Annotated in this window: 27 protein-coding genes; 13 read left to right on the top strand and 14 right to left on the bottom strand. The window is 65.0% G+C overall.

What is annotated here, in order from left to right; genetic code table 11:
• Positions 1-12: 12 nt before the first annotated feature.
• The 3 genes from SP6_RS04865 to glmU all read right to left on the bottom strand — a co-directional run bounded on the left by SP6_RS04865 (position 13) and on the right by glmU (position 5,125).
• Complete coding sequence (locus SP6_RS04865) at positions 13-1,854, bottom strand: two-component system response regulator (protein WP_007403615.1); 1,842 nt, start codon at positions 1,852-1,854, stop codon at positions 13-15.
• Positions 1,855-1,930: 76 nt separating this feature from the next.
• A complete protein-coding gene (glmS, locus tag SP6_RS04860; RefSeq protein ID WP_007403370.1) occupies positions 1,931-3,754 on the bottom strand; it encodes a glutamine--fructose-6-phosphate transaminase (isomerizing) in 1,824 nt (607 codons plus the stop codon).
• 6 nt (positions 3,755-3,760) lie between these two features.
• Positions 3,761-5,125, bottom strand: a complete 1,365-nt coding sequence (glmU, locus tag SP6_RS04855) for a bifunctional UDP-N-acetylglucosamine diphosphorylase/glucosamine-1-phosphate N-acetyltransferase GlmU (RefSeq protein ID WP_037567670.1) — start codon at positions 5,123-5,125, stop codon at positions 3,761-3,763.
• A gap of 62 nt (positions 5,126-5,187) precedes the next feature.
• On the opposite strand from glmU, the gene SP6_RS04850 reads away from it, so the two are divergent.
• On the top strand, positions 5,188-5,880 hold the full coding sequence (locus SP6_RS04850) for an HAD-IA family hydrolase (RefSeq protein WP_007403337.1): 693 nt from the start codon (positions 5,188-5,190) through the stop codon (positions 5,878-5,880).
• On the opposite strand, the gene SP6_RS04845 is transcribed toward SP6_RS04850, so the two are convergent.
• Genes SP6_RS04845 through SP6_RS04830 form a run of 4 tightly spaced genes read right to left on the bottom strand, consistent with a single transcriptional unit; the run spans position 5,840 to position 8,411 of the window.
• Positions 5,840-6,856 (bottom strand): nucleotidyltransferase domain-containing protein, encoded by a 1,017-nt coding sequence (locus SP6_RS04845; RefSeq protein WP_082052427.1) that lies wholly within the window; start codon positions 6,854-6,856, stop codon positions 5,840-5,842. The genes SP6_RS04850 and SP6_RS04845 overlap by 41 nt on opposite strands.
• On the bottom strand, positions 6,853-7,686 hold the full coding sequence (locus SP6_RS04840; protein ID WP_007403489.1) for an HprK-related kinase A: 834 nt from the start codon (positions 7,684-7,686) through the stop codon (positions 6,853-6,855). The genes SP6_RS04845 and SP6_RS04840 overlap by 4 nt, the downstream gene beginning before the upstream one ends.
• Before the next feature lie 8 nt (positions 7,687-7,694).
• The gene (locus SP6_RS04835; RefSeq protein ID WP_007403224.1) at positions 7,695-7,973 is read right to left on the bottom strand and encodes an HPr-rel-A system PqqD family peptide chaperone; all 279 of its coding nucleotides are present in this window, start codon (positions 7,971-7,973) and stop codon (positions 7,695-7,697) included.
• A gap of 3 nt (positions 7,974-7,976) precedes the next feature.
• The gene (locus tag SP6_RS04830) at positions 7,977-8,411 is read right to left on the bottom strand and encodes a hypothetical protein (RefSeq protein ID WP_037567672.1); all 435 of its coding nucleotides are present in this window, start codon (positions 8,409-8,411) and stop codon (positions 7,977-7,979) included.
• 112 nt (positions 8,412-8,523) lie between these two features.
• Between SP6_RS04830 and SP6_RS04825 the strand changes: the two genes are divergently transcribed.
• The 8 genes from SP6_RS04825 to SP6_RS04790 all read left to right on the top strand — a co-directional run bounded on the left by SP6_RS04825 (position 8,524) and on the right by SP6_RS04790 (position 16,192).
• Positions 8,524-9,765, top strand: a complete 1,242-nt coding sequence (locus SP6_RS04825) for a sensor histidine kinase (RefSeq protein WP_007403526.1) — start codon at positions 8,524-8,526, stop codon at positions 9,763-9,765.
• Between the two features lie 72 nt (positions 9,766-9,837).
• Positions 9,838-10,884, top strand: coding sequence for a substrate-binding domain-containing protein (locus tag SP6_RS04820; protein WP_007403293.1), 1,047 nt, complete (start codon positions 9,838-9,840; stop codon positions 10,882-10,884).
• Complete coding sequence (gene pstC, locus SP6_RS04815) at positions 10,881-12,257, top strand: phosphate ABC transporter permease subunit PstC (RefSeq protein ID WP_007403376.1); 1,377 nt, start codon at positions 10,881-10,883, stop codon at positions 12,255-12,257. Before SP6_RS04820 ends, pstC begins: the two co-directional genes overlap by 4 nt.
• Before the next feature lie 61 nt (positions 12,258-12,318).
• A complete protein-coding gene (gene pstA / locus SP6_RS04810) occupies positions 12,319-13,533 on the top strand; it encodes a phosphate ABC transporter permease PstA (protein WP_007403634.1) in 1,215 nt (404 codons plus the stop codon).
• Complete coding sequence (gene pstB, locus SP6_RS04805; RefSeq protein WP_037567542.1) at positions 13,530-14,291, top strand: phosphate ABC transporter ATP-binding protein PstB; 762 nt, start codon at positions 13,530-13,532, stop codon at positions 14,289-14,291. Before pstA ends, pstB begins: the two co-directional genes overlap by 4 nt.
• A gap of 11 nt (positions 14,292-14,302) precedes the next feature.
• Complete coding sequence (phoU, locus tag SP6_RS04800) at positions 14,303-14,986, top strand: phosphate signaling complex protein PhoU (RefSeq protein WP_007403517.1); 684 nt, start codon at positions 14,303-14,305, stop codon at positions 14,984-14,986.
• Positions 14,987-14,999: 13 nt separating this feature from the next.
• Positions 15,000-15,692: a phosphate regulon transcriptional regulator PhoB gene (phoB, locus tag SP6_RS04795; protein ID WP_007403353.1), complete on the top strand. Its 693-nt coding sequence runs from the start codon at positions 15,000-15,002 to the stop codon at positions 15,690-15,692.
• A 137-nt stretch (positions 15,693-15,829) separates the two neighbouring features.
• Positions 15,830-16,192: a hypothetical protein gene (locus SP6_RS04790; RefSeq protein ID WP_007403387.1), complete on the top strand. Its 363-nt coding sequence runs from the start codon at positions 15,830-15,832 to the stop codon at positions 16,190-16,192.
• An 84-nt stretch (positions 16,193-16,276) separates the two neighbouring features.
• Here SP6_RS04790 and SP6_RS04785 read toward each other — a convergent pair whose 3' ends face one another.
• Complete coding sequence (locus tag SP6_RS04785; protein ID WP_007403532.1) at positions 16,277-16,609, bottom strand: DUF2794 domain-containing protein; 333 nt, start codon at positions 16,607-16,609, stop codon at positions 16,277-16,279.
• The gene (epsC, locus tag SP6_RS04780) at positions 16,609-17,292 is read right to left on the bottom strand and encodes a serine O-acetyltransferase EpsC (protein WP_037567678.1); all 684 of its coding nucleotides are present in this window, start codon (positions 17,290-17,292) and stop codon (positions 16,609-16,611) included. Before epsC ends, SP6_RS04785 begins: the two co-directional genes overlap by 1 nt.
• 167 nt (positions 17,293-17,459) lie before the next feature.
• Between epsC and SP6_RS04775 the strand changes: the two genes are divergently transcribed.
• Positions 17,460-18,221, top strand: a complete 762-nt coding sequence (locus SP6_RS04775; RefSeq protein ID WP_007403352.1) for a sulfite exporter TauE/SafE family protein — start codon at positions 17,460-17,462, stop codon at positions 18,219-18,221.
• Positions 18,222-18,271: 50 nt separating this feature from the next.
• Here SP6_RS04775 and ahpD read toward each other — a convergent pair whose 3' ends face one another.
• Both ahpD and SP6_RS04765 read right to left on the bottom strand, forming a co-directional pair.
• Positions 18,272-18,793, bottom strand: coding sequence for an alkylhydroperoxidase, AhpD family (ahpD, locus tag SP6_RS04770; protein WP_007403632.1), 522 nt, complete (start codon positions 18,791-18,793; stop codon positions 18,272-18,274).
• Positions 18,794-18,911: 118 nt separating this feature from the next.
• Complete coding sequence (locus tag SP6_RS04765) at positions 18,912-19,457, bottom strand: peroxiredoxin (protein ID WP_007403328.1); 546 nt, start codon at positions 19,455-19,457, stop codon at positions 18,912-18,914.
• Between the two features lie 158 nt (positions 19,458-19,615).
• Between SP6_RS04765 and SP6_RS04760 the strand changes: the two genes are divergently transcribed.
• The 3 genes from SP6_RS04760 (at position 19,616) to SP6_RS04750 (ending at position 21,935) form a co-directional block, all read left to right on the top strand.
• Positions 19,616-20,518 (top strand): hydrogen peroxide-inducible genes activator, encoded by a 903-nt coding sequence (locus SP6_RS04760; RefSeq protein ID WP_007403424.1) that lies wholly within the window; start codon positions 19,616-19,618, stop codon positions 20,516-20,518.
• Positions 20,519-20,589: 71 nt separating this feature from the next.
• On the top strand, positions 20,590-21,225 hold the full coding sequence (locus SP6_RS04755) for a fasciclin domain-containing protein (protein ID WP_113667472.1): 636 nt from the start codon (positions 20,590-20,592) through the stop codon (positions 21,223-21,225).
• Positions 21,226-21,335: 110 nt separating this feature from the next.
• Positions 21,336-21,935, top strand: a complete 600-nt coding sequence (locus SP6_RS04750; RefSeq protein ID WP_007403611.1) for a fasciclin domain-containing protein — start codon at positions 21,336-21,338, stop codon at positions 21,933-21,935.
• Between the two features lie 48 nt (positions 21,936-21,983).
• Here the strand turns inward: SP6_RS04750 and SP6_RS04745 are convergent, their stop codons facing one another.
• Genes SP6_RS04745 through pgsA form a run of 3 tightly spaced genes read right to left on the bottom strand, consistent with a single transcriptional unit; the run spans position 21,984 to position 23,248 of the window.
• Positions 21,984-22,439: a molybdenum cofactor biosynthesis protein MoaE gene (locus SP6_RS04745; RefSeq protein ID WP_007403432.1), complete on the bottom strand. Its 456-nt coding sequence runs from the start codon at positions 22,437-22,439 to the stop codon at positions 21,984-21,986.
• Positions 22,436-22,693 carry a molybdopterin converting factor subunit 1 gene (moaD, locus tag SP6_RS04740; protein ID WP_007403245.1) on the bottom strand — a complete coding sequence of 86 codons (258 nt, stop codon included), beginning with the start codon at positions 22,691-22,693 and terminating at the stop codon, positions 22,436-22,438. Before moaD ends, SP6_RS04745 begins: the two co-directional genes overlap by 4 nt.
• Positions 22,694-23,248: a CDP-diacylglycerol--glycerol-3-phosphate 3-phosphatidyltransferase gene (gene pgsA / locus SP6_RS04735; protein ID WP_007403249.1), complete on the bottom strand. Its 555-nt coding sequence runs from the start codon at positions 23,246-23,248 to the stop codon at positions 22,694-22,696.
• Positions 23,249-23,299: the final 51 nt, after the last annotated feature.

The following is a 23,299-nucleotide window of genomic DNA, read 5'->3' as shown; positions in this document are numbered from 1 at the left end:
AACTTACCCCGATCATGCAAAGGCGCTGATCGGAGCATCTTCGGCGACGGGGATCATCGGCAGGGCCCGCCGCGCGGCCAGTTTGCGCGCTTCGCCCGGAGCAACGGGGCGGGAAAAGAGAAAGCCCTGCAAATGGCTTGCCCCGGCCACCCGCAGCGCCTGCGCCTGTGCTTCAGTCTCGACCCCTTCGGCCACCACGCCCAGGCCCAGGGCCCGGCCGAGATGGATGATCGAATGGACGATCGCGGCAGACTCCCGCTCACGGCCCATGCCGTCGATGAAGCTCCGGTCGATCTTCAGACAATCGAGCGCGAATTTGCGGATATTGTAGAGGCTGGAATAGCCGGTGCCGAAATCGTCCAGAGCGATCCGGAAGCCCAGCCGACGCAACTCGCACAAGGTTTCCGCCGCGCGTTCGGCATCGTCGAAGATGGCGGTTTCGGTGATCTCGATCTGGACGCGGGCGGGGTCGACCCCGGCGCGGCGGACACTGTCCAGGATATGGCCGACGAAATGCGATCGACGGAACTGGATCGGGCTGAAATTGACCGAGACATATTGATCGGGCCAATGCCGCACCTGCGCCAGCGCTTCGTCGAGCACCCAGTCGCCCAACTGGTGGATCAGATTGCTTTCCTCGGCGATCGGAATGAAGATCGCCGGGCTGACGACGCCATGGTCCGGATTGCGCCAGCGGACCAGGGCCTCGAAACCCGCAATGCCCAGATCGCCGCGCCCCACGATCGGCTGAAAGACCAGGGTGAGTTCGTCGCGGACGATCGCCTCGGCCAGGCCAGCCTCGACCAGGCGCCGGACGCGAATGCCCTCGTCCATCCGCTCGTCGAATACCCGCACCATGCCCCGGCCGGACCGCTTGGAGTCGTTCAGCGCCATGTCGGCCCGGCGCACCAGATCGGTCGGATCGCGCTCACTCGCTTCGTCGCTCATCACCAGGCCGCAGGACGCCCCGCAGCGTACGGAATGCCCCAGGATGCTGAAGGTCTTGGCACAGGCCGTCACGATCCGCTCGCAAGCGGCGACGGCCACGCCTTCGTCTGCACTATCGAAGATGATCCCGAACTCGTCACCGCCCAGACGTGCGACCAAAGCCCCGGCGGGCGCGTACTGCTGCAAGGTCGTGCAGACCTCGCGGATCAGTTCGTCCCCGGCCAGATGCCCCAGCGTGTCGTTCACCAGCTTGAAGCGATCGAGATCGATCATCGCCGTCACGAACCGGCCGGGCATCCGTCCGCGTTCGGTCAGCCCGCGCAGGAAAGCGGCTCGGTTGGGGGCATCGGTCAGCGGATCGTGCATCGCGATGTGCATCGCGCGGCTTTCATTGGCTTCGAGTTCGGCCGACTTTTCCTCCAGCGCGATGACCTGCGCCGCCAGTTGCGCACGGGCTTGGGCCAGTTCACGGTCATTCTGCCACCGATGGCACAGCGCGATGGCGGTCTGCGACACCTCCGCTGGGGCAAAGGGCTTGGCGATGTAGAAGATCTTGTCGGCGGGCCCGGCAACCTGGCTGATCTCGGCCGGCGTGAAATCGGTATAGCCGGTCACGATCACCAGGTGGATATCGGGATCGAGCGCCCGGATACGCCGCGCCGTTTCGCGGCCATCGATGCCGGGCGGCATGCGGATATCGATGAAGGCGACCGCGAAGGGCTCACCTGCCCCTAGCGCTTGTTCGACCTGCGCCACCGCCTCCTCACCCTGAAAGCAGTGGCGGACGTCGCCAAGCGGCTCCGGCTCGGCGCCAACAGGCCCATTGGCCTCCGCGCCCGCTGACGAAAAACACCGGTCATAATTGGCGTGAACGGCCGCTTCGTCGTCGACGATCAGAATACGCATCCGGTTACCATCACTCTCACGCTAATTTACAAAAATGACGGTAACCAAAGACGTTTAATCTGACGTAAATGGACAGTTATTCGACGGTGACGCTCTTGGCCAGGTTACGCGGCTGGTCGACATCGGTGCCCTTGGCCACCGCGACATGATAGGCGAGCAACTGGACCGGCACCGCATAGACGATCGGCGCGATCAGCGGGTGCACCTTGGGCATGGTGATCGTCGCGATACAACCCTCGCCCGCCGCCTCGATCCCGTCATAGTCGGAGATCAGCACGACCTTGCCACCGCGCGCCTGCACTTCCTGCATGTTCGACACGGTCTTTTCGAACAGCGGGCCCGACGGTGCGATGACGATGACCGGCACTGATTCGTCGATGAGAGCGATAGGGCCATGCTTCATCTCGCCAGCGGCATAGCCCTCGGCATGGATATAGCTGATTTCCTTCAGCTTCAGCGCGCCTTCCAGCGCCAGCGGATAGTCGGTGCCGCGGCCCAAATACAGGACGTCGCGCGCCCCGGCGATAGCGCCCGCCATGCCCTCGATCGCCTCGTCATAGGCCAGCGCGCCGTTGATCGCGGCGGGCGCCTCGGCGAGGTGGCGGACGATCTGCTTTTCTTCGTCCGCCGTCAGGCGGCCCTTGGCCTTGGCGAGATTGGCGGCCAGCGCGGCGAGCACGCTCAACTGGCAGGTAAAGGCCTTGGTCGAGGCGACGCCGATCTCCGGCCCGGCATGGGTGGGCAGCAGCAGGTCGGCTTCGCGCGCCATCGAACTGGTGGGGACGTTGACCACCGCCGCGATCGTCTGCCCCTCGCTCTTGGCATGGCGTAGCGCCGCCAGCGTGTCGGCGGTTTCGCCCGACTGGCTGATGACGATCATCAGCCCGCCCGGCTCCATCACCGGCGTGCGATAGCGGAATTCGGACGCGACATCGATATCGACCGGCACGCGCGCAAACTGCTCGAACCAATATTTGGCGACCATGCCGGCATAGAAGCTGGTGCCACAGGCGACGATCGTGACGCGCTTGATCCCTGACAGGTCAAAATCGGGAATGGGCAATGCGATCTTGCCCTCCAGCCGTTGGAGATAGGAGCGCAGCGTCTGGGCGACGACGATCGGCTGCTCGTAGATTTCCTTCTGCATGAAGTGGCGATGGTTGCCCTTGTCGATCAGCGCGCCGGTCACGCCCGAGATCGTCACGGGGCGTTCGACCGGGTTGTTGTCGCGGTCATAGACCTGCGCGCCTTCCCGGGTGCAGACGACCCAGTCGCCCTCGTCCAGATAGGCGATACGCTGGGTCAGCGGCGCGAGCGCCAGCGCGTCCGAGCCTAGATAGGTCTCGTCATCGCCGTACCCGACGACCAGCGGCGAGCCGAGCCGCGCGCCGATCAGCAGATCGGGCTGGTCACGGAAGAGGATGGCAAGCGCAAAGGCGCCGTGCAGGCGCGGCAAAACCTCGCGGACCGCCGCAACCGGGTCGAGCCCTTGTTCGACCTTCTCGCTGACCAGATGCGCGACGACCTCGGTATCGGTCTCGCTGGTGAAGACACGGCCGCGTGCCGTCAGTTCTTCGCGCAGTGCCTTGAAATTCTCGATGATCCCGTTGTGGACAACCGCGACATGATCGGTGGCGTGCGGGTGAGCGTTGTTGGTCGTCGGGCCGCCATGCGTCGCCCAACGGGTATGCGCGATACCGATCGTGCCGGGCAGCGGATGCGCGGCCAGTTCGCGCGCCAGATTGATCAGCTTGCCCGAGGCGCGGCGCCGTTCGATCGAACCATGGTCGATCGTCGCGATCCCCGCCGAGTCATAACCGCGATATTCCAGACGGCGTAAGCCATCGAGCAGACGCTCGGCGACATCCTCGCCGCCCAGAATTCCTACGATACCGCACATACTCTTTTACTCCCCAGCCTTCTTCGCGGCCTTCTTGGCCGTCATCATTTCGCGGAAACGCTTGGCCCAGCCGGCCTTGGTCTGCCGTTCGGCCCTGACCAACGCCAGCGCATCGGCCTCGACATCGCTCGTCACCACCGCGCCGGCCCCGACAATGGCGCCCGCCCCGATCGTGACCGGTGCGACCAGCGCGGAGTTGGAACCGATAAACGCTCCCTCACCGATCACGGTGCGATATTTGAGGAAGCCGTCATAATTGCAGGTGATCGTGCCCGCGCCGATATTGGCACCGGCCCCGACCTCGGCATCACCCAGATAGGTCAAGTGGTTGGCCTTGGCGCCAGGGCCGAGCACCGCCTTCTTCATCTCGACGAAATTGCCGACCCGTGCGCCTTCCCGCACATCGGCACCGGGACGAAGCCGGGCATAAGGCCCGATATCCGCGCCACTCGAGACCTTTGCGCCTTCCAGATGGCTGAAAGCATGGATGGTGACGCCGTCAGCGACCTGGACGCCGGGACCGAAGACGACATGCGGCTCGATCACGACATCGCGGCCGATCTTCGTGTCGTGAGAGAACCAGACGGTATCGGGCGCGATCAGCGTCGCCCCTTCGACCATGGCGCGAGTGCGGCGACGCTGCTGCCAATCGCCCTCGACCACCGCCAATTCGCCCCGGCTGTTGACGCCGGCGACCTCGCCCGCCTCGGTCTCGATCACCGCCGAATGGCGGCCATCGCTGGCGGCAAGCATCACGATATCGGGCAGATAATATTCGCCCGCCGCATTGTCGTTGCCGACACGGTCGAGCAGGCCGAACAAATCCTCCGAGCGCACCGCCATCAACCCGGAATTGCAGAGGGTTACGGCGCGCTCTTCGATGCTGGCATCCTTGAACTCGACCATGCGATCGATCCGGCCATCGGCATCGGCGATGACCCGGCCATAAGCGGCCGGGTCACTCGGGCGGAAGCCCAGCACCACGGCTGCGGGGCAATCACCTTGGCCCAACCGATCGATCATCCGCCGCATCGTTGCGGTTTCGACCAGCGGTACATCGCCGTAAAGAATGAGGACATCGCCTTCAAAGCCCGCCAGCGCCTCGCGCGCCTGCGCTACCGCATGGCCGGTGCCGAGCTGTTCGGCCTGGAGCGCGGTGCCGACGCCCAACGGCGCGACCGCCGCCTCCACCTGTTCGCGGCCCGCGCCCGTCACGACGACCACGCGCTCGGGCGACAATTGCCCAACGCTGTCGATCAGATGGAGCAGCATCGGCCGCCCAGCGATGGGGTGGAGGACCTTGTGCAGGTCCGATTTCATGCGGGTGCCCTTACCCGCGGCGAGAATGATGGCGGCGACTGGTCTCGTCATGACGGTTGCGCCTGCCATGGATTTCCGGCCAAAGCCAGCCGGAGACTGCATCGGGACCGATCATGGACGTCAATTCACCGCACGGTTTTCCCTTCTCCATCGTCGGGTTCGATCTGGACGGCACGCTGCTGGACACCAGCGGCGATCTCGCCGCCGCCGTCAACCATGCGCTGGCCTCGATCGGGCGCGATCCGCTGAGCGTCGAGGCGGTCAAGCCGATGATCGGCGGGGGCGCGCGTGCCATGCTGCGCCATGGACTAGATGCGACCGGCGGCTGTGACGACGAAACGCTGGATACGCTGCATCGCCGGCTACTCGACTATTACGAAGCGAACCTGGCCGTTCATACCGCCCCCTTTCCCGGCGCCATCCAGGCGCTCGATGCGCTGGCCGAGCGCGGCGTGACGATGGGCATCATGACCAACAAGCTGGAGCGTTTCGCCCGAGCGATCCTGGGCGCGCTCGGCCTGACCGATCGGTTCGCGGCGATAATCGGCGGCGATACGCTGGGCGTGGCTAAGCCCTCGCCCGTTCCCATCCAGGCGTTGGTCGATCAGTGCGGGGGCGGCAAGGCGGCCTTTATCGGCGATTCGATCTTCGACGTTCAGGCGGCCCGCGCCGCGGGCCTGCCGGTCGTCGCCTGCCGCTTCGGCTTTCTCAGCCAGCCGGTTGAGACGCTGGGCGCCGATGCGATCATCGACGGCTATGACACGCTCATTCCGACGCTGGAGCGACTTGGCCCTTCCGCCACTTGATCCAAAGGTGACGGAGCAGCAGCGGCAGCGGCATCCGGATCAGGTGTGACCGGATGTAGAAGCCCAGCCGCGTGACGGGATGCCGCCCCCGCCCCCAGCCATCGCGGGACAGCATACGGCGACGGAATAACCGATCGATGATCGTGAGACGCTGCCAGCATGGCGCTACCGGCGTCGCGTAAAAGGCATGGCTCAAACGCATTGCACGACCGACGGCCGTCGCCAGACCATGATGCGCCGCCCGGGCCTCCAATCCCTCCGCGCCGCCCTCTACGACCAGTGCATGAATGTCCCAGAGATTGCGCAAACCGCCCGAAAGGTCACCATCGGCGAAGAGGTGAGCGGCGGCATGAATGATCATGTCGTTATGCGACAGGACGGATAGCCCGCCGTCCAACGGAACGGCATCGGCGATCATCGCTTCGGCATCGGGTGTCGGCCGCGCGGTCGGAGGAAGGATGGTGTGATGCACGTCGAGCATCCGATCGCGCTCGCGATGGATCAGCGGCGGCAATTCGTGCATCCAGCGACGATAATAGAGATCGTCATAGGGATTGGGTTTCACCCATTCCCAGCCGCCGCGTACCAATAGCGCCTCCGCTTCAGGGAGCAGGGCTTTGGGTAGCAGGATGTCGCAATCGCCGATCGACCGTCCCTGGCCTGCGGCAAGCCCCGCCGCAACGAATGCGGTGCCCTTCAGCAGGATAACGGGGCAATTCAGCTCGGTCAGCGCATGGGCCACCCGGTTGGCCTCCCAAAGGGCAATACGACGCCCTTCCCGCGCCTCGGCACGGGCATCGTCCAGCACTGTCATGACCGCGGCCGGCAGAGCCAGGCCATCCAACCGGTGCGCCAGGCTGGCAAGCAGCAATTCGGCGCGGGCCACGGTCAGCACGTTCATCCACTCGGCAAGGCTGAGTGCCAGCCCCTCACTCGGATCACGCAATAGCGAAACCAGTCTGGCCGATGGCGTCATAGCGCCGCCCATAGTTTCTCGACCGCCGCGACACCCGCCGGACCGTCGGGATAGTCAAAGGCGATCGCCGGTATCGTCGCACGCAGCCGCGTGAGCGCGTGAAAGCCGGCTTCACCGAGTGCAACGTAATTGGTCGACGCCTGGGTCAGCCGGACGAAACTCTCCGCCGGGGGAAGGACGCGTGTCGCCTCCGGAAAACCGAAACGCGGGAAGAGCAGCAAAGCCGGTTTTGCCGGTCGATCCATGGCCGCCAGTGCTGCGGGATCGGGGGCAACGTGGCGAATATCCCCCTTGGGTGTTCCGGTGAGAAGCGGCCCGACCCTGCTGCCCATGGAAATGGACGAAAGGCTTTCATTCTTGAGGCTGACCGGTCTTGGAAAGGGCACGACCATGCCGCTTGCCGGTTCGATCAACGCAAATTCATCGCTCAGAAAGCGCCAACCACGCTGGGCGAGGAGCAAAGCGAGTGTCGATTTGCCGGCCCCCGATATGCCGCTCATGATGACGGCGCGGCCGTCGCGTTCGACCACGGCAGCGTGCAGAAGCAGATGGCGGCGATGCCCCAGCGCCATCTGCAAATTCATGCCGAGTTCGGCCGCCAGCAAGCCCTGCCACAACGGCAACGGCGCCGCTTCGGGCAAACGATAATCGCCGCTGATCCGGATCGACGGGCGTATCCAGCGCCGCCAGACATGCTCGGCTTCCAGCCGCACCGTATAGTCGGCGAATTCGGCACATGGATAATCCTGGTACAAATCCGCGACCGCCGCGATCGGCGCCCGCCAATCCGAGCCGATGCGGAAGCCGACCGGCCCGACGCGCAGGGTCATCGAATGCCTCACGGACGATCGACCAGCCCGGCGGCCTCCAGTTCGTCCAGCCGCGCCTGCAAAGTCGCTGCGGCGTCGGTGGCGTCCAGATCGTAATCCCGCATCAGCCGCGCCATCAGTGCTTCCAGCGTGAGCGGGTCCCCGGCCAGTGCCTCCATGACTTGCGGCGCCGGCTCGGTCAGCAGATGGGTGATGCCCGAGGGGCGGTGAAAGACCGCAGTGAAAATGTCGAGCGGCTCGACCAGGATCAGTTCCGCCGCGACCGTGCGATAGCGCGGCTCCGCCACCGATCAGCCGCCCGGCATCTGGAGTGAGGCATAGCAAGTGAAGCCGCCCTGTCCGCGCTGCAACCGCCGGATATAATTCAGATAGGCCTGGTTGCTGAAATAATTGGTGTTGGGCAGCATGCCGCCCTGCAAAGCCCGCTTCACCTCTTCGCCGGTATAGGGTCGGCTGGGCGGCGCGAAGGCGAACAGGGTGCGCGCCGGTACCGTCGATCCGTCGAGCGCGATATAGCTGCCCGCGCGTGCCTGATCCGGGATCGGGATTTCGCAGGTCAGCACCGACCCCGTCGTCTGCGCCAGAGCCGGGCGGATCGCCACCACCGTGCTCGCCCCCAAAGCGCCCAGCATCAGCGCACGCCGGCTGGTCACGCCCGCTTCGGAAGCGTCGGTTCCCGGGATCAGTTCCTCGCTTTCCGAGGGCGTTGGCGGCATTTCGTCCATGTCCTTGGTGATTTCCCACATTCGATGCGGTGGGACAAGCGCCTGGGGGGCGCTCATCTGCTCCAAGCTGGGAGGAAGACAGGGTGCCCCGCGCCCGCTACATCGATGCGCCATGGGATTCGGCATTCGCACCTTGTGGGCCATCATCGTGGCGGTCGTCGCGGCCGTCGTCGTCGTCCTGTTGGCCGGGCCTGGTCCCGCGATCATCACCCTGGTCGGCGGGATCGCCGCCGCACTGGTTGCGAGCGAAGGCGAACAGGCGGGCGAGGATGATGAGGATAGCGGCGAGGAGCAAGGCACGACGCTATCTCCCCTGCTCGCCGAGGCGCTGGATGCCATTATCGAGCCGGTGCTGCTGATCGAGGGTGGCCGGGTCATCCTGGCCAATCGCGCGGCCCGCACGTTGCTGGGTGCCCATATCGTGGGTGAAGATGCCCGCATCGCGATCCGCCACCCGGCGGCTGCCGAACGCCTGATGGCGCCCGGATCGGTCGAACTCGAACAGCCCATCTCGCTGGTCGGCCTGGGATCGCTCGATCATCGCTGGGAGATGCGGGTGGCGGATGTCACCAATGGCCAACGTGTCGTCCATCTGATCGATCAGACCGGCCATGACGCGGCCGAGCGGATGCGCGTCGACTTCGTCGCCAATGCCAGCCACGAGCTTCGCACCCCCCTCGCCTCGATCCTCGGTTTCATCGAGACACTGGGCGACGAGGCTGGCGACGATCCCGAAATCCGCGCCCGCTTCCTGAAGGTCATGTTCGACGAGGCGCGCCGGATGCAACGGCTGGTCGAGGATTTGATCTCGCTCAGCCGGATCGAGGCGGACAAATATCGCCAGCCGGCCCAGTCCATGGACCTGGCCGACCTGGTCAACGATGTCTGGGAGGAGTTTCTCGACTCCGGCTCGCCTCGCGCCGAAGATATCGCCTGTGATCTGGCCGAGGACCTGCCGCCTATCGCCGGTGATCGGGCCCAACTGTCTCAGATGCTGCACAATCTGATCGGCAATGCGATGAAATATGGGCGCGTCGAAACGCCGATCCGCGTGTCGCTCAACCGGGATGGCGAGATGCTTCGCCTGAGCGTCGCCGACCGTGGCGAGGGAATCGCCGCCGGCCATATCCCGCGCCTGACCGAGCGTTTTTATCGTGTCGATTCGGGGCGCAGCCGCAGCATCGGCGGCACCGGCCTGGGTCTTGCCATCGTCAAGCATATCGTGGAGCGGCATCGCGGGCGGCTGGAAATCACCAGTGAAGTGGGCATGGGAACGACGGTCACGGTGCGGCTACCGCCATTGAAGACCAACATAAAAGTCGTTTCCGAGGTCGGTGTCACAAAAGAGCAATAGAAATGTCACACGGGAGTATGGCGGGCATGGCAGCGCCAGTCCCGCACCTGTTCCGGTGGCTCAAGGAAATCGATGCGCCTGCCCTGCCTATTCGCCGCGATGTTCGCGCTGGCGGCCTGTCACGATCAGGCCAATGGCGGCGGCGCGGGCGTGCGCGACCAGATCACGGCGGTGGGCTCTTCGACGGTCTATCCCTTTACCACCATCATCGCCGAACGCTTTGTCGCTGCCGATCCAGAGGCCAAGGCGCCGGTGATCGAGTCGACCGGCACGGGCGCCGGCATGAAGCTGTTCTGCGCCGGCATCGGTGCCGGACATCCGGACATCGAGAATGCCTCTCGCCGCATGAAGGCCAGCGAATATCGCGATTGCGCTTCGCATGGCGTCAAGGCGCTGCTCGAAGTGCAGATCGGCATCGACGGCATCGCCTTTGCAGTGTCGAAGCGTGGGCCGCGCATGGCGCTGACCACCGCCGACATATACCGGGCGCTCGCGGCACGGCCCGGCGGACAGCCGAATAACGCACGCACCTGGCGCGATGTGAACCCTGCGCTGCCCGCCATTCCGATCCAGGTCTATGGCCCACCCGCCACCAGCGGCACGCGCGACGCGCTGGCCGAGCTGATCATGGCGCATGGCTGCGACGCGGTCGAACCCGAAGCCGCCGAACTGGCCAAGCGCGATCCGGAAGCGCATCACCTGATGTGCACGCGCGTTCGCGAGAACGGAGCCTATATCGACGCAGGCGAGAACGACAATCTGATCGTTCAGAAGCTGCAGTCCAATCCCAATGCGATCGGCATCTTCGGCTATTCCTATCTCGAGGAAAACCGTCACATCGTCGATGGCGTAGCGATCAACGGCGTTGCGCCCAGCTATCAGGCGATCGCCGAGGATCGCTATCCGGGTTCGCGACCGCTTTATGTCTATGTGAAGAAGGCGCATCTCGACGCCATTCCCGGTCTTCGCCAGTTCCTGATCCTCTATGCGGACAATTGGGGGCAGAAGGGGCCCCTGGTGCGCCGCGGGCTGATCGCATCCCCGCCTGCGATCCAGGCGCGCTCGCGGGCGATCATCGCCGGCGAGGTCACGCTCGACCCTGCGGCCCTGCCGTCATGACCGGCGTCGTCCTTTTGATCCTGATCGTCGGGCTCGGCCTGATCGCCTGGGCGACCACTCGGATGCGCGCGCTGGGCTTTCGGCGGCGGACGGGCACACGGATCAGTTCGCTGCCGCATCATCATGGCTGGTATGTCGCCCTTTGGACGGCCGCGCCACCGCTGCTGTTTCTCGCCATCTGGGCCGCGACCTCACCCGCGCTCGTCACCGATATGGTGCTGGGGACCCCCGGCGCCGCGCAGCTCCCGGCGCCCGGCTTCGAGCGTGCCGCGATCCTGTCGGAGGCGCGGGCATTGGCGGCGGGCCGGGCTTACGGCGCCTTCCACCCGCTCTCGCGCGTGCTGGCTCCGGCTTATGACGCGGCGCAAACCCGCATCGACTGGATCGCGACGGTCGTCGTGTTGATGCTGGCGCTGGCCGGCGGCGCCTATGCCTATTTGCGCGTGCGGCCCGATTTCTCGGCGAGAACCCGGATCGAGCGCGTCATTCTGGGGCTGCTGCTCGGCGCCTCGCTGATCGCGATTTTGACGACCGCCGGCATCGTCGCCTCACTGCTCTACGAAGCGGGACGCTTTTTCTCGGTCGTGCCGATCACCGATTTCCTGTTCGGCACGCATTGGAGCCCGCAGGTCATCGACCCGCGCGATCCCGGAGCATCGCTGGGCGCGGTGCCCTTGTTCTGGGGGACCTTCTTCATCGGTGCGGTGATCGCGATGGCGGTCGCCATTCCCTTCGGCCTGTTGAGTGCAATCTATCTGACCCAATATGCCGCCCCGCGCGCGCGCCGCATCATGAAGCCGGTGCTGGAGGTGCTCGCGGGCATTCCGACCGTCGTCTATGGCTATTTCGCGGCGCTGACCGTCGCGCCGGCCGTGCGGCAATTCGCGGTTGCGATCGGGATCGACTGGGCGTCGTCCGAAAGCGCGTTGGCCGCCGGGCTGGTCATGGGCGTGATGATCATTCCCTTCGTATCGTCCATGGCCGATGACAGCTTGGCCGCCGTGCCCAATGCGATGCGCGACGGCAGCCTGGCGATGGGCGCGACCCCGTCGGAGACGATCACCCGCGTCATGCTGCCTGCGGCGCTGCCCGGCGTGGTGGGCGGCGTCCTGCTGGCGGTCAGTCGCGCGATCGGCGAGACGATGATCGTCGTCATGGCGGCCAGCGGCGTCGCCACACTGACCGCCAATCCCTTTGCCAGCACGACCACCGTGACGCGTCAGATCGTCGATCTGCTGACCGGCGAGGCGGAGTTCGACAGCCCCAAGACCCTGGCAGCCTTCGCGCTCGGCCTTACGCTGTTCATCATTACGCTGCTGCTCAACATCGTCGCGCTGACGGTCGTGAAGCGTTACCGGGAAACCTATGAATAATCGGCCGTCCTCCCCTGCGGACGATGCGCCCGTCCGCCCCACCCTCTGGGACAGCCCGGCCATGGCGCGGCGACTGCGCCGGCGTTATGCGGCCGAGCGGCGCTTCCGGCTTCTGGGCCTGGCGGCGGTGGCGCTGTCGGCTGCCTTCCTGGCCTTTCTGCTGATCACGATGGTCGCGCAGGGCATTCGCGGCTTTACCGAGACGAAGGTCACGCTGCCGGTCAATCTCGCCCATGCCGATCTGCCGATCGAGCCGTCGCGGGTGAAGGGGCGCAGCGCCGATCTTGCCCTGGCTGGTGCCGGCTTGGAGGATGCGGTCGCGACGGCCGCCACCATGCGGTTCGGTCGCGACGGCGCGAACCTCTTGTCGCCCGGCGCATGGCTGATCGTGCGCGATGCGATCAAGGGCGATCCGTCGATCCTCCACCGCACGGTCACCTTCACCCTGCCGGTCGCCAGCCCCTATGATGTCGCCGCCAAGGGCGAAGGCACCCCCGATGCGGAAGGGGTGGTCGCACGTCTCCGGCAACAGCGGGTACTGTCGACAGGATGGAACTGGAATTTCCTGACCGATGCCGATGCGACCGACCCGACGCGCGTGGGTATCTGGGGCGCGGCCAAAGGCTCGCTGCTGACCATGCTGGTCACGCTCGCGCTCGCTTTCCCGATCGGGGTGCTGGCGGCTCTCTATCTGGAAGAATATGCGCCCAAGAACCGCTGGACCGACCTGATCGAGGTGTCGATCAACAATCTGGCGGCGGTGCCGTCGATCATCTTCGGCCTGTTGGGGCTGGCGGTGTTCCTCAACACCTTCGGCCTGCCACGCTCTGCCCCCCTGGTCGGCGGTCTGACGCTCGCGCTGATGACGATGCCGGTCATCGTCATCGCCGGGCGTAACGCGATCAAGTCGGTGCCGCCCTCGATCCGCGATGCCGCGCTGGCGATTGGGGCTTCACGGGTGCAGGTGATCTTTCACCATGTCCTGCCGCTCGCGCTGCCCGGCATCTTAACCGGCACGATCATCGGCATGGCCCGCGCGCTGGGCGAGACCGCGCCGCTGCTGATGATCGGCATGCGCGCCTTCATCGCGGCACCGCCGCGCGGGCTGACCGATCCGTCGACCGTGCTGCCGGTCCAGATCTTCCTCTGGTCCGATCAGGTCGATCGGGGCTTCATCGAAAAGACCTCGGCCGCGATCATCGTCCTTCTGGTCTTCCTGCTCGCGATGAACGGGCTGGCCATCTACCTCCGCAATCGCTTTGAGACACGCTGGTGAGCACCCCCAAGATAACTGCGCGCAACGTCAGCGTGTCCTATGGCGCCAAACAGGCGATCCACGACATTTCGATCGATGTCGACATGGACCATGTCATCGCCTTTATCGGCCCGTCGGGCTGCGGCAAATCGACCTTCCTACGCACGCTCAACCGGATGAACGACACCATCCCCTCGGCGCGGGTGTCGGGTGACGTGCGCCTCGACGGGCAAGATATCTACGCGCCAGAGATGGATGTGGTGCAGTTGCGCGCACGGGTCGGCATGGTGTTCCAGAAGCCCAATCCCTTCCCCAAGTCGATCTACGAGAATGTGGCCTATGGCCCGCGCATCCATGGCCTGGCCAATTCGCGCGGCGAGCTCGACATGATCGTCGAGCGTTCGCTGACCCGCGCCGGCCTTTGGAACGAAGTGAAGGATCGCCTCTCCGAAAGCGGCACCGCATTGTCGGGCGGCCAGCAGCAGCGTCTGTGCATCGCACGCGCCATCGCGGTCGATCCGGAAGTCATCCTGATGGACGAGCCGTGCAGCGCGCTGGACCCGATCGCCACCGCCAAGATCGAGGAACTGATCCACGACCTGCGCGGCCGCTATGCCATCGCCATCGTCACGCACAACATGCAACAGGCGGCCCGCGTTTCGCAGCGTACCGCCTTTTTCCATCTCGGCACCTTGGTCGAGTATGGAAAGACGTCCGACATCTTCACGAACCCGAAGGAAGAGCGGACCAAGGACTATATTACCGGCCGTTACGGCTGAGGACGAGGATCATGGACCACACCGTAAAAGCCTTTGACAACGATATCGGCCGCTTGCGCGGACTGATCAGCCAGATGGGCGGATTGGCCGAGGAAGCGATCGCCAATGCGATCAAGGCGCTGCAGCGCTCCGATCTGGAACTGGCGCGCAAGGTGCGCGAGGACGACAAGGCGATCGACCTGATCGAGGCCGAGGTCGAGCGACTGGCCGTGCGCACGATCGCCCTCCGGGCCCCCATGGCCAACGACCTGCGCGAGGTCGTCGCCGCGCTCAAGATCGCCAGCGTCGTCGAACGTATCGGCGACTATGCCAAGAACATCGCCAAGCGCGTGCCCATGCTGGAGAGCGAGGATCGGATCGAGCCGATCTCGATCCTGCCCGCCATGGCCAAGATCGCCTCGGCGATGGTGCATGACGTGCTTGATGCCTTCGCCGCGCGCGATGCCGAGGCGGCGATCCGCGTGCGCGACAGCGACACCGCGCTCGACGATTTCTACGATTCCATCTTCCGCACGCTCGTCACCCATATGGTCGAGAATCCCAAGACGATCGGACAGGTCGCGCACCTGCTGTTCATCGCCAAGAATCTCGAACGGATCGGGGATCATGCGACGAACGTCGCGGAGATGGTCTATTTCGCCGCCACGGGCACGCAAATGGGCGAGCGTGACCGCAGCGGCACTCTGCCTTCTTGAGGGAACAGGCACCATGGCACGGGTAAAGATGTTGCTGGTCGAAGACGACGCCGCGCTGGCGGAACTGCTCGTCTTCCATTTCAAGCGCGAGGATTTCGAGGTCGTCCACACCCCCGATGGCGAGGAGGCGCTGCTGCTGGCGCGCGAGAACACGCCGGACATCGTCCTGCTCGACTGGATGGTCGAGGGGATTTCGGGGATCGAGGTGTGTCGCCGCCTGCGCCGCGCGCCGGAGACCGCCAATGTGCCGATCATCATGCTGACCGCGCGCGGTGAGGAAGAGGACCGCGTGCGCGGGCTGGAGACGGGCGCGGACGATTATGTGACCAAGCCCTTCTCGCCGCGCGAGCTGGTCGCGCGCGTCGGTGCCGTCCTTCGCCGCGTCCGCCCTGCCTTGGCCGGCGAAGCCTTGGTCTATGCGGACATCGAGATGGATACGGTGGGTCACAAGGTCCGCCGCGCGGGCGAGGTCGTCTCGCTCGGGCCCACCGAATTCCGCCTGCTCAAGCATTTCCTGGAGCATCCGGGCTGGGTCTTCTCGCGCGAGCGGTTGCTCGATGCGGTCTGGGGCCATGATTCGGATATCGAAAGCCGCACCGTCGACGTGCATATCCGCCGCTTGCGTAAGGCGATCAACATTGGCGATCGGCCCGATATCATCCGCACTGTCCGCTCGGCGGGCTATTCGCTGGACGCCGGCGTCTGATCTCCCCGCATTCGATCCGAAAATGGATGAAAAATGCATCTGTAATCGGGTCGGAAGCGAAACAAGGGAGCCAAGTGCCGGGTGGGGCGTTCCTCATCCCGCGCTAACGCACTTGCGCTTCTGAATAGGAGATTCGCATGAAGCTCGTTTTTCTGGCGGCCACGGCCCTGATCGCCGCGCCCGTCTTCGCTCAGGATACCACCCAGGCGGACGCGGCCGCTCAGACCCAGGCTCAGGGTCAGGCCAGCACGACGACCTCGACCACCGATGGTACCATGTCGGCGCAGGCCGGTATGAGCGCATCGGCCGGCACCGAGACGGCCGGAGGCTATCAGCCCGCCCAGCCCGCCCTCGCCGGTACGCCGCAGGCGGGTGCTCCGATCGTGTTCAAGCAGGCGCCGAGCCCCGAACAGGCTTTCCCGCCGCCCGCCGCCCGCGAAAGCTATCCGATCTGCAAGAAGGGTCAGTATGACCAGTGCCGTCAGCGCGGCGGCAAGTAATCGTCCGATACTGAACGGTTAGGATAAAGAAGGCGCCGGCTCTCACAGGAGGGCCGGCGCTTTTCTCATGACAGGCCGGGGGACCTATTCGTCCACCAGTTTCAGCAGCCGTCGCTCGACGGGGGCGAGGACCGGGCCCAGTTCGTGGCCCCGTTTTAATACCATGCCACCCTCGCCGATCAGCGCCCACATGCCCTGTCGATTGCGGAGCGCGGGGCGTTTTTCGATGCGATATTCAGGCCGCTCCGCCGTACGGCGAAAGGCCGAAAAGATCGCGGCGTCCCGGCCCAAATCCATCGCATAGTCCCGCCAATGACCGGCCGCGACCATTCGCCCGTACAAGTCCAGAATGCGCGTCAGTTCGGCCCGCTCGAACCCGACCTGGCTAGGCGCGCGGGGAAAGGGCACGATCCCCATCAGGCGCGGTCGCGCTTCTCTTCCTGCTCGGCGAGCAGCATGTCGAGTTGGCGGCGCAGCGTATCGAGTTCACAGCGTAGCTTTTCGACCTTCTGGGTCTGCGGATCGAACAGCTCGGAACAGGGCGTTCCATAGGGGACGAAGCGCTTTTCGGGCGCCGCGCCGCCCTCGACCATGGTCGGGCGCGCCGGGATGCCGACCATCACCGCACCTTCGGGCACATCGCGAGTCACCACGGCATTGGCGCCGACCCGCGCGCGCGGTCCGACCGTGATCGGGCCGAGAACCTGCGCGCCAGATCCGACGATCGCGCCGTCCATCAGCGTGGGGTGGCGCTTGCCCGCCACGCCATTGTCCGGGCTGGTGCCCCCCAGCGTCACGCACTGATAAATGGTCACGTCATCGCCGATCTCGGCCGTCTCACCAATGACGACGAAGCCGTGATCGATGAAGAAATTGCGTCCGATCTTGGCGCCGGGATGAATGTCGATCGCGGTCAGGAAGCGGGTGAAATGGTTGACCAGCCGCGCGAGGAAGAAGGCCCGTGCCCGGTACAGCCGGTGCGCGACCTTATGCCCCGCCAAGGCCCAGACACCCGGATAGAGCAGGATTTCCGCGCGTGAATGTGGTGCGGGATCACGGGCCCGGATCGAATCGAGATAAGCGGCCAATCGGCTCGGCATGAGCATGTCCCCATATGCGATACCGGCATTTAGGCACAGCATTCGACAAATTCCAGCCAAACACGGGAACCGGACCACACCCCTAAAGTCTATCTTTGTTGCAGGATATAGCGGCAAACGGCATGTCCGGCGTCACCGCCCTTTCGGGCAAAGGGCAAGGAGATACAATGGACCTGAGCAGCTTCGACCTGATTCATATCCTGCCGTTCGTCGCCGTCGGCTTTGCCGCGCAGGTCGTCGATGGCGCTCTGGGCATGGCCTTCGGGGTGATTTCCAATACCTTGCTGATGAGCCTCGGCGTCCCGCCCGCCGCAGCATCGGCCGGCGTGCACAGCGTCGAGACCTTCACCACCGCGGTATCGGGGATCAGCCATGCGGTTCACCGCAATGTCGACTGGAAGCTCTTCCTGCGGTTGATGATCCCCGGCGTGATCGGTGGTGCGCTTGGCGCCTATGTCCTGTCCAACATCGATGCAGCCGTCGTGAAGCCGTTCATCCTGATGTATCTGGCGGGTATCGGCGTCTATCTGCTGATCCGCGCGCTCCGGCATCGCCCGAATGTCCGCGAGCCCAAGATCGTCGAGCCGCTCGGCCTGATCGGCGGCTTTCTGGATGCGGCGGGCGGCGGCGGCTGGGGCCCCGTGGTCACGTCCAACCTGCTGGCACAGGGCGCGGCACCGCGCCTGACGATCGGTACGGTCAACACCGCCGAGTTCTTCCTGACCGCCACCATCTCGGCGACGTTCATCACGCAGATGGGCTGGGCCGCTTTCACCATGGCGACGGTCGGCCTGCTGATCGGCGGGATCTTCGCCGCCCCCTTCGGCGCAATGCTCGCCAAGCGGGTGCCGCCGCAAAAGCTGTTGCTGATGGTCGGGATCATCGTGACCCTGACCAGCCTTTGGGGTCTCTACAACGCGTTCAAGTAAGTTTTGTCCGGACGCCCTGCCCCACCATGGGCGGGGCGTCCGCGACAGGATCAGGCGACGGCCGAGTGCGTCGTCGCCACCGCCTGCATCACCGCCGCGATCCGGACCGCCGTCTGGATGATCTCGGCCGAGACGCCCGACTTCTTCAGTACGGCCTCATGCGCGTCGATGCACATGCCGCAGCCGTTCATCGCCGACACCGCCAGGCTGAACAGCTCGAAATCGATCTTGTCGATGCCGGGCGCGCCGATCACGTTCATGCGCAGCTTGGCCGGCATGTTGCGATATTCCTGGTTCCCGGCCAGATGGGTGAAGCGATAATAGACATTGTTCATCGCCATCACCGCTGCCGCCGCACGTGCCGCGGTCGCCGCCTCGGGCGACAGCTTGGGCGCGCATTCGGCTTCGGCGGCCTCGACCAGCGGCTTATAGCCCGAGCCATGGGCGCAGGTGAGCAGCAGGCCGTATTTGCGCTGGTCGTTCAGCACCGCTTCGTTCAGCAGCGAGCCGACATTCAGGCGGATGTCCTTGGCGAAATCGGGCAATTGCCCGGCAAATTCCTTGAGCGACATATTCATGCTCCAGATACACGATGCCCCAGTCCGGACTGTCGATCGGGAAGACCGACAACCCTCGCCGGGGCATCGAAAAGACAGGCCGGGGGGACGCTGCCGCCCCCCGACGCGAAGATTATTCGGCCGCGAGCTGGAGGACGTCGTCGCCCTTGTTCCAGTTGCACGGGCAGAGCTCGTCGGTCTGCAGCGCGTCGAGAACACGCAGGGTTTCCTGCGGGTTACGACCGACGTTCAGGCCGTTGATGGTGACGTGCTGGATGACATTGTCGGGATCGATGATGAAGGTCGCGCGGTAAGCGACATGCTCATTCTTGTCGACGATGCCCAGCGCGTCGGCAAGGACGCGGCCATTGTCCGCGATCCAGGGAAAATCGGCCGCGGCCAGATCGGGATCCGACTTGCGCCATGCCAGGTGGACATGCGCGGTGTCGGTCGACGCGCCGATCAGCACGGCGTCACGATCGGCGAAATCGTCCTTCAACTGCGCATAGCCGACGATCTCGGTCGGGCACACGAAGGTGAAATCCTTCGGCCAGTAAAACAGGACCTTCCACTTGCCCTCGTACGAGGTATCGCTGATCGTCTCGCCAGCGGGCAGCGCGTTGGTACCCTGCTGGACGGGAACGGTGAATGCGGGGAGCTTGTCTCCAACGGTCAACATGGCAATGTGCCTCCTTCTCTTCCCAAAATTCGGCTTCAGGCCATCCTCTGCAACGATCGGCGGCTATCCCGCCTGTATTCGTTGCAGTGACGGATATGGGGACTGGCGCCGTTGATCCAACAAGCTATTTGTCAAATCGCAATCGACTGAGACGATCAATGGCCGCGACCTACCTACCGACACTGAAACAGCTTCAATATCTCGTGGCCCTGCAGGACCATGGCCATTTCGGGCGCGCGGCCGATGCGTGCTTCGTCACGCAATCGACCTTGTCGGCGGGCCTGCGCGAGTTGGAAACATTGATTGGCGTGACGCTGGTCGAGCGGACGCGGCGCGTGGTGCGCTTCACGCCGCTGGGCGAGCGGATCGCCGACAAGGCCCGGCGTGTGCTGCGCGAGGCGGACGAACTGGGCGACATGGCCCGCGCCGCCGGCCGGCCCTTGTCGGGTGAGATGCGGATGTCGGTCATCCCGACCATCGCCCCGTTCATGCTGCCGCGCATCCTGCCTCGGCTGCGCCACGACTATCCGGACCTGAAGCTTTTCTTGCGCGAGGAGCCGAGTGCGCCGGCCTGCGAGCGCCTCCACAATGGCCGCACCGACTGCGTCCTCCTCGCCCTGCCCTTCGCCTGCGGTGAGGTAACAGCGGAACCCTTGTTCGACGACCGACTGTTCGTCGCCTTTCCCACCGACGAAGACAATGCACCGCCCTCGGCCATTCCGGCGGCCGCGATCGACGAAAATCGGCTGCTGCTGCTCGAGGACGGCCACTGCCTGAAGGATCATGCGCTCGCCGCCTGCAATCGCCCCGAACTGCGTGCCGAGGCGACGATGCTGGGCACCTCGCTCCACACGATCGTGCAGATGGTCGACAATGGGCTGGGCATGACGATGCTGCCCGAAATGGCGCTGCGCTCGGGTATTCTCGACAACACCCATATCACCGCGCGCCCCCTCGATGCCGAAAATGCCATGCGCAAGATCGCTCTGGTGTGGCGCCGGGCCAGCCCGCGCGAGAAGGACTTCCGTCTGCTGGCGCAGGTGCTGGCGGAAGCCGCCTGACGCGCAACCGTCGCGCCGCTGCGGCGTCTTTGCCCTCGATATCGCCCTTCATCTTCCAAGGAGACTGGCCCATGACCCGGAACATACGGCCGTTGATGACCCTGTTGCCGCTCACCGCTTTGGTGATGCTCGGCGCCTGCGGGCGCGGACGCGATGCACGGGAGGTTCCGGCGACCCCCTCCTCCACGACCGCACCGGCCGCCCCCGACGGCGGCACGACGCCGCCCGTCAGCGCCGACCAGCCCATGGCTCCGACGCGTACGATCCTGGACAATGCGGCCGCCACGCCGTCCCTGTCCTCGCTGGTCGCAGCGATCCGGGCCGCTTCATTGTCGACCACGCTCGCCGGCCCCGGGCCGTACACGCTCTTTGCCCCCTCCAATGCCGCCTTTGCACGCCTGGCACCTGGAGTGCAGGAACAGTTGCTGCAGCCCGCCAATCACGGCTCGCTGGTGCGGCTGCTGCGTTTCCATATGCTGCCCGGGGTCGTCACCATCTCCGACCTGCAGCAGCGAATCGCGGCGGGCGGTGGGACCGCAACGATCATGACCGTCCAGGGCGAGCCACTGACGCTCAGCATGACACAATCGATCATCACTCTGAGCGATGCGAGCGGCAACAAGAGCTATATCGAAGCGGGCGACCAACGTCAGGCCAATGGCATGATCCACATTGTGAACGGCGTGCTGGTACCAAAACTGGATTAAGAACGTTACTTCTCCGGAATGCCCGCTTCGTGACCGGATCGGGCATTCGTCTCTTCATTCGTGGTGTGATGCGCACGCGCTCCGCCACCAATAGTAGGAGTAAGCTTTTAATGATGAAGACTGTCGCCATTTTCGCCTCGGCCACCATGCTGGCCGGCGTCGCCCAGGCTCAGACCGCCCCGGCCCAGACTCCCCCCGCCCAGACCCTGCCCGCACCTGCCACTCCGGCTCCGGCCCAGGCTACGCCGGTTGCGGCCGGTACGGTCGTGCAGGTTCTGGCGGCAACGCCCGACCGGAGCACCCTGGCCAAGCTGGTCACCACCGCCGGCCTGACCGCCGATCTTTCGGGCCCAGGACCGTTCACCGTCTTCGCGCCCAGCGACGAAGCGTTCAGCCGGATGCCGGCTGGTGCGCTCGACAATCTGAGCAAGCCGGAAAACAAGGCCGCGCTGGCGACCATCCTGAAATACCACGTCGTCTCGGGCAAGGTGACCGCCGAACAGCTCAAGCAGCAGATCACCGCCGGCAACGGCACCGCGACGCTGACCACGTTGGCCGGTCAGCCGCTGACCGCGCAGCTTGGCCCGAACGGCAATGTCATGCTGACCGACGTCAACGGCCAAAAGGCTTATGTGGACAAGGCCGATGTGCCCGCGACCAATGGTGTGATCCACCTGACCAATGGCATCAGCGTGCCTAAGATCGGCTAAGGTCGGTCGCAGGTGAGACGAAGAGGCGGGGTTTCGGCCCCGCCTTTTTTATGGCTGGCGTTCGTCTTCCTGCCACCGCTCGGCTGCCGCCGCATCACTCTCTCGCGCTTCGACCCAACTGGACTGACCTGCGCGGGTCTCACGTTTCCAGAAGGGCGCGTCGGTCTTGAGACGATCTATCAGATAGGCGCAGGCATCAAGCGCATCGCCGCGATGCGGGGCGGCGGCCGCGACGAAGACGATCCGCTCGCCCGGATGCATCGGGCCCACCCGGTGGACGATCGTCGCCGCCTGAAGCGACCAGCGAGTCACGGCATGGGCGGCGATCCGCTCCAGCGCCGCTTCCGTCGCGCCGGGATAATGTTCCAGCTCGAGCTTGTCGACGCCGTCATCCGCCCGGACCAGCCCGCAAAAACTGGCGACGGCACCAGCCTCCGGACGTTCGGCCAATGCCATCTCCGCCGCGACATCGATCGGATCGACCGAAACCCGAACGCGGATCATCCGCCCGTCACCGGCGGAAAGATCGCGACTTCCCGCGCCCCGGCCAGCAATGCGTCGAGACCGACGAAATTCTGGTCGATCGCCGCCCGCAATCTCTCCGGCGCGGCCATCGCCTCGGCATAGCCCCCGCCCCGTGCGGCGAGCCAAGTGATCAGATCGGCAATGGTCACCAATTCGGGGGGGATGGTCACGACGTCTTCGGCCTGCCCGATCCGTTCCCGGACCCAGGCGAAATAGAGGATGGTCAGGCGCATTCAGCTATCCATATGCTTGAGGCCGACGCGCAAATAATCCCAGCCGGTGACCAGCGTCAGCGCGGCGGCCCCCCACAAGGCGGCCAACGCCGCCATCTGCACCCAGGGCCAGCCGGGCAGCGCCCCGCCCAGGATCAGACCGCCCAGCGCGACGAGCTGCAACGTCGTCTTCCATTTCGCCAGCCGCGAGACGGGGACGGAAACCTGCAACTGCGCCAGAAACTCACGCAACCCCGACACGGCGATTTCGCGCAGCAGGATGATGAGGCCGGCGATGACGCTCGCCCCGTTGATCACCTGTACCGCAACCAGCACCAGGATGACGGCGGCCACCATGATCTTGTCTGCGATGGGATCAAGGAAGATGCCGAGTTTCGACACCGCGCCGTTCGCCCGCGCCAGATAGCCGTCGAAATAATCGGTGATGCCCATCAGACAATAGAGGATGAAGGCGATGCCGTATCCCAGCGCCCATTGCGGTTGCCACAACAGCCCCGCCAGCAACGGCACGGCCAGGATTCGCGAGAGCGTCAACAGGTTGGGCAACGTCAGCATAACGCCTTCTAGCGACAAGGCCGCGCATGACAAACCGCTTTAAGCAGTTGG

This window comes from Sphingomonas paucimobilis NBRC 13935 (assembly GCF_000739895.2).
Lineage (GTDB): Bacteria > Pseudomonadota > Alphaproteobacteria > Sphingomonadales > Sphingomonadaceae > Sphingomonas > Sphingomonas paucimobilis.
This window is presented reverse-complemented; position numbering and strand designations above follow the sequence as displayed.

What these genes read in the sequence shown, in the direction of transcription:
- SP6_RS04850 (WP_007403337.1), top strand. Translation starts at nt 5,188, where the DNA reads ATGGACGTCAATTCACCGCACGGTTTTCCCTTCTCCATCGTCGGGTTC.
- phoU (WP_007403517.1), top strand. Translation starts at nt 14,303, where the DNA reads ATGGACCACACCGTAAAAGCCTTTGACAACGATATCGGCCGCTTGCGC.
- ahpD (WP_007403632.1), bottom strand. Translation starts at nt 18,793, where the DNA reads ATGTCGCTCAAGGAATTTGCCGGGCAATTGCCCGATTTCGCCAAGGAC.
- phoB (WP_007403353.1), top strand. Translation starts at nt 15,000, where the DNA reads ATGGCACGGGTAAAGATGTTGCTGGTCGAAGACGACGCCGCGCTGGCG.
- SP6_RS04830 (WP_037567672.1), bottom strand. Translation starts at nt 8,411, where the DNA reads ATGGACGAAATGCCGCCAACGCCCTCGGAAAGCGAGGAACTGATCCCG.
- SP6_RS04745 (WP_007403432.1), bottom strand. Translation starts at nt 22,439, where the DNA reads ATGATCCGCGTTCGGGTTTCGGTCGATCCGATCGATGTCGCGGCGGAG.
- SP6_RS04790 (WP_007403387.1), top strand. Translation starts at nt 15,830, where the DNA reads ATGAAGCTCGTTTTTCTGGCGGCCACGGCCCTGATCGCCGCGCCCGTC.
- glmU (WP_037567670.1), bottom strand. Translation starts at nt 5,125, where the DNA reads ATGACGAGACCAGTCGCCGCCATCATTCTCGCCGCGGGTAAGGGCACC.
- epsC (WP_037567678.1), bottom strand. Translation starts at nt 17,292, where the DNA reads ATGCCGAGCCGATTGGCCGCTTATCTCGATTCGATCCGGGCCCGTGAT.
- SP6_RS04750 (WP_007403611.1), top strand. Translation starts at nt 21,336, where the DNA reads ATGATGAAGACTGTCGCCATTTTCGCCTCGGCCACCATGCTGGCCGGC.
- SP6_RS04760 (WP_007403424.1), top strand. Translation starts at nt 19,616, where the DNA reads ATGGCCGCGACCTACCTACCGACACTGAAACAGCTTCAATATCTCGTG.
- moaD (WP_007403245.1), bottom strand. Translation starts at nt 22,693, where the DNA reads ATGCGCCTGACCATCCTCTATTTCGCCTGGGTCCGGGAACGGATCGGG.
- SP6_RS04845 (WP_082052427.1), bottom strand. Translation starts at nt 6,856, where the DNA reads ATGACGCCATCGGCCAGACTGGTTTCGCTATTGCGTGATCCGAGTGAG.
- pstA (WP_007403634.1), top strand. Translation starts at nt 12,319, where the DNA reads ATGGCGCGGCGACTGCGCCGGCGTTATGCGGCCGAGCGGCGCTTCCGG.
- SP6_RS04865 (WP_007403615.1), bottom strand. Translation starts at nt 1,854, where the DNA reads ATGCGTATTCTGATCGTCGACGACGAAGCGGCCGTTCACGCCAATTAT.
- SP6_RS04785 (WP_007403532.1), bottom strand. Translation starts at nt 16,609, where the DNA reads ATGGGGATCGTGCCCTTTCCCCGCGCGCCTAGCCAGGTCGGGTTCGAG.
- SP6_RS04755 (WP_113667472.1), top strand. Translation starts at nt 20,590, where the DNA reads ATGACCCGGAACATACGGCCGTTGATGACCCTGTTGCCGCTCACCGCT.
- SP6_RS04820 (WP_007403293.1), top strand. Translation starts at nt 9,838, where the DNA reads ATGCGCCTGCCCTGCCTATTCGCCGCGATGTTCGCGCTGGCGGCCTGT.
- pstC (WP_007403376.1), top strand. Translation starts at nt 10,881, where the DNA reads ATGACCGGCGTCGTCCTTTTGATCCTGATCGTCGGGCTCGGCCTGATC.
- SP6_RS04775 (WP_007403352.1), top strand. Translation starts at nt 17,460, where the DNA reads ATGGACCTGAGCAGCTTCGACCTGATTCATATCCTGCCGTTCGTCGCC.
- glmS (WP_007403370.1), bottom strand. Translation starts at nt 3,754, where the DNA reads ATGTGCGGTATCGTAGGAATTCTGGGCGGCGAGGATGTCGCCGAGCGT.
- SP6_RS04765 (WP_007403328.1), bottom strand. Translation starts at nt 19,457, where the DNA reads ATGTTGACCGTTGGAGACAAGCTCCCCGCATTCACCGTTCCCGTCCAG.
- SP6_RS04840 (WP_007403489.1), bottom strand. Translation starts at nt 7,686, where the DNA reads ATGACCCTGCGCGTCGGGCCGGTCGGCTTCCGCATCGGCTCGGATTGG.
- pgsA (WP_007403249.1), bottom strand. Translation starts at nt 23,248, where the DNA reads ATGCTGACGTTGCCCAACCTGTTGACGCTCTCGCGAATCCTGGCCGTG.
- SP6_RS04825 (WP_007403526.1), top strand. Translation starts at nt 8,524, where the DNA reads ATGGGATTCGGCATTCGCACCTTGTGGGCCATCATCGTGGCGGTCGTC.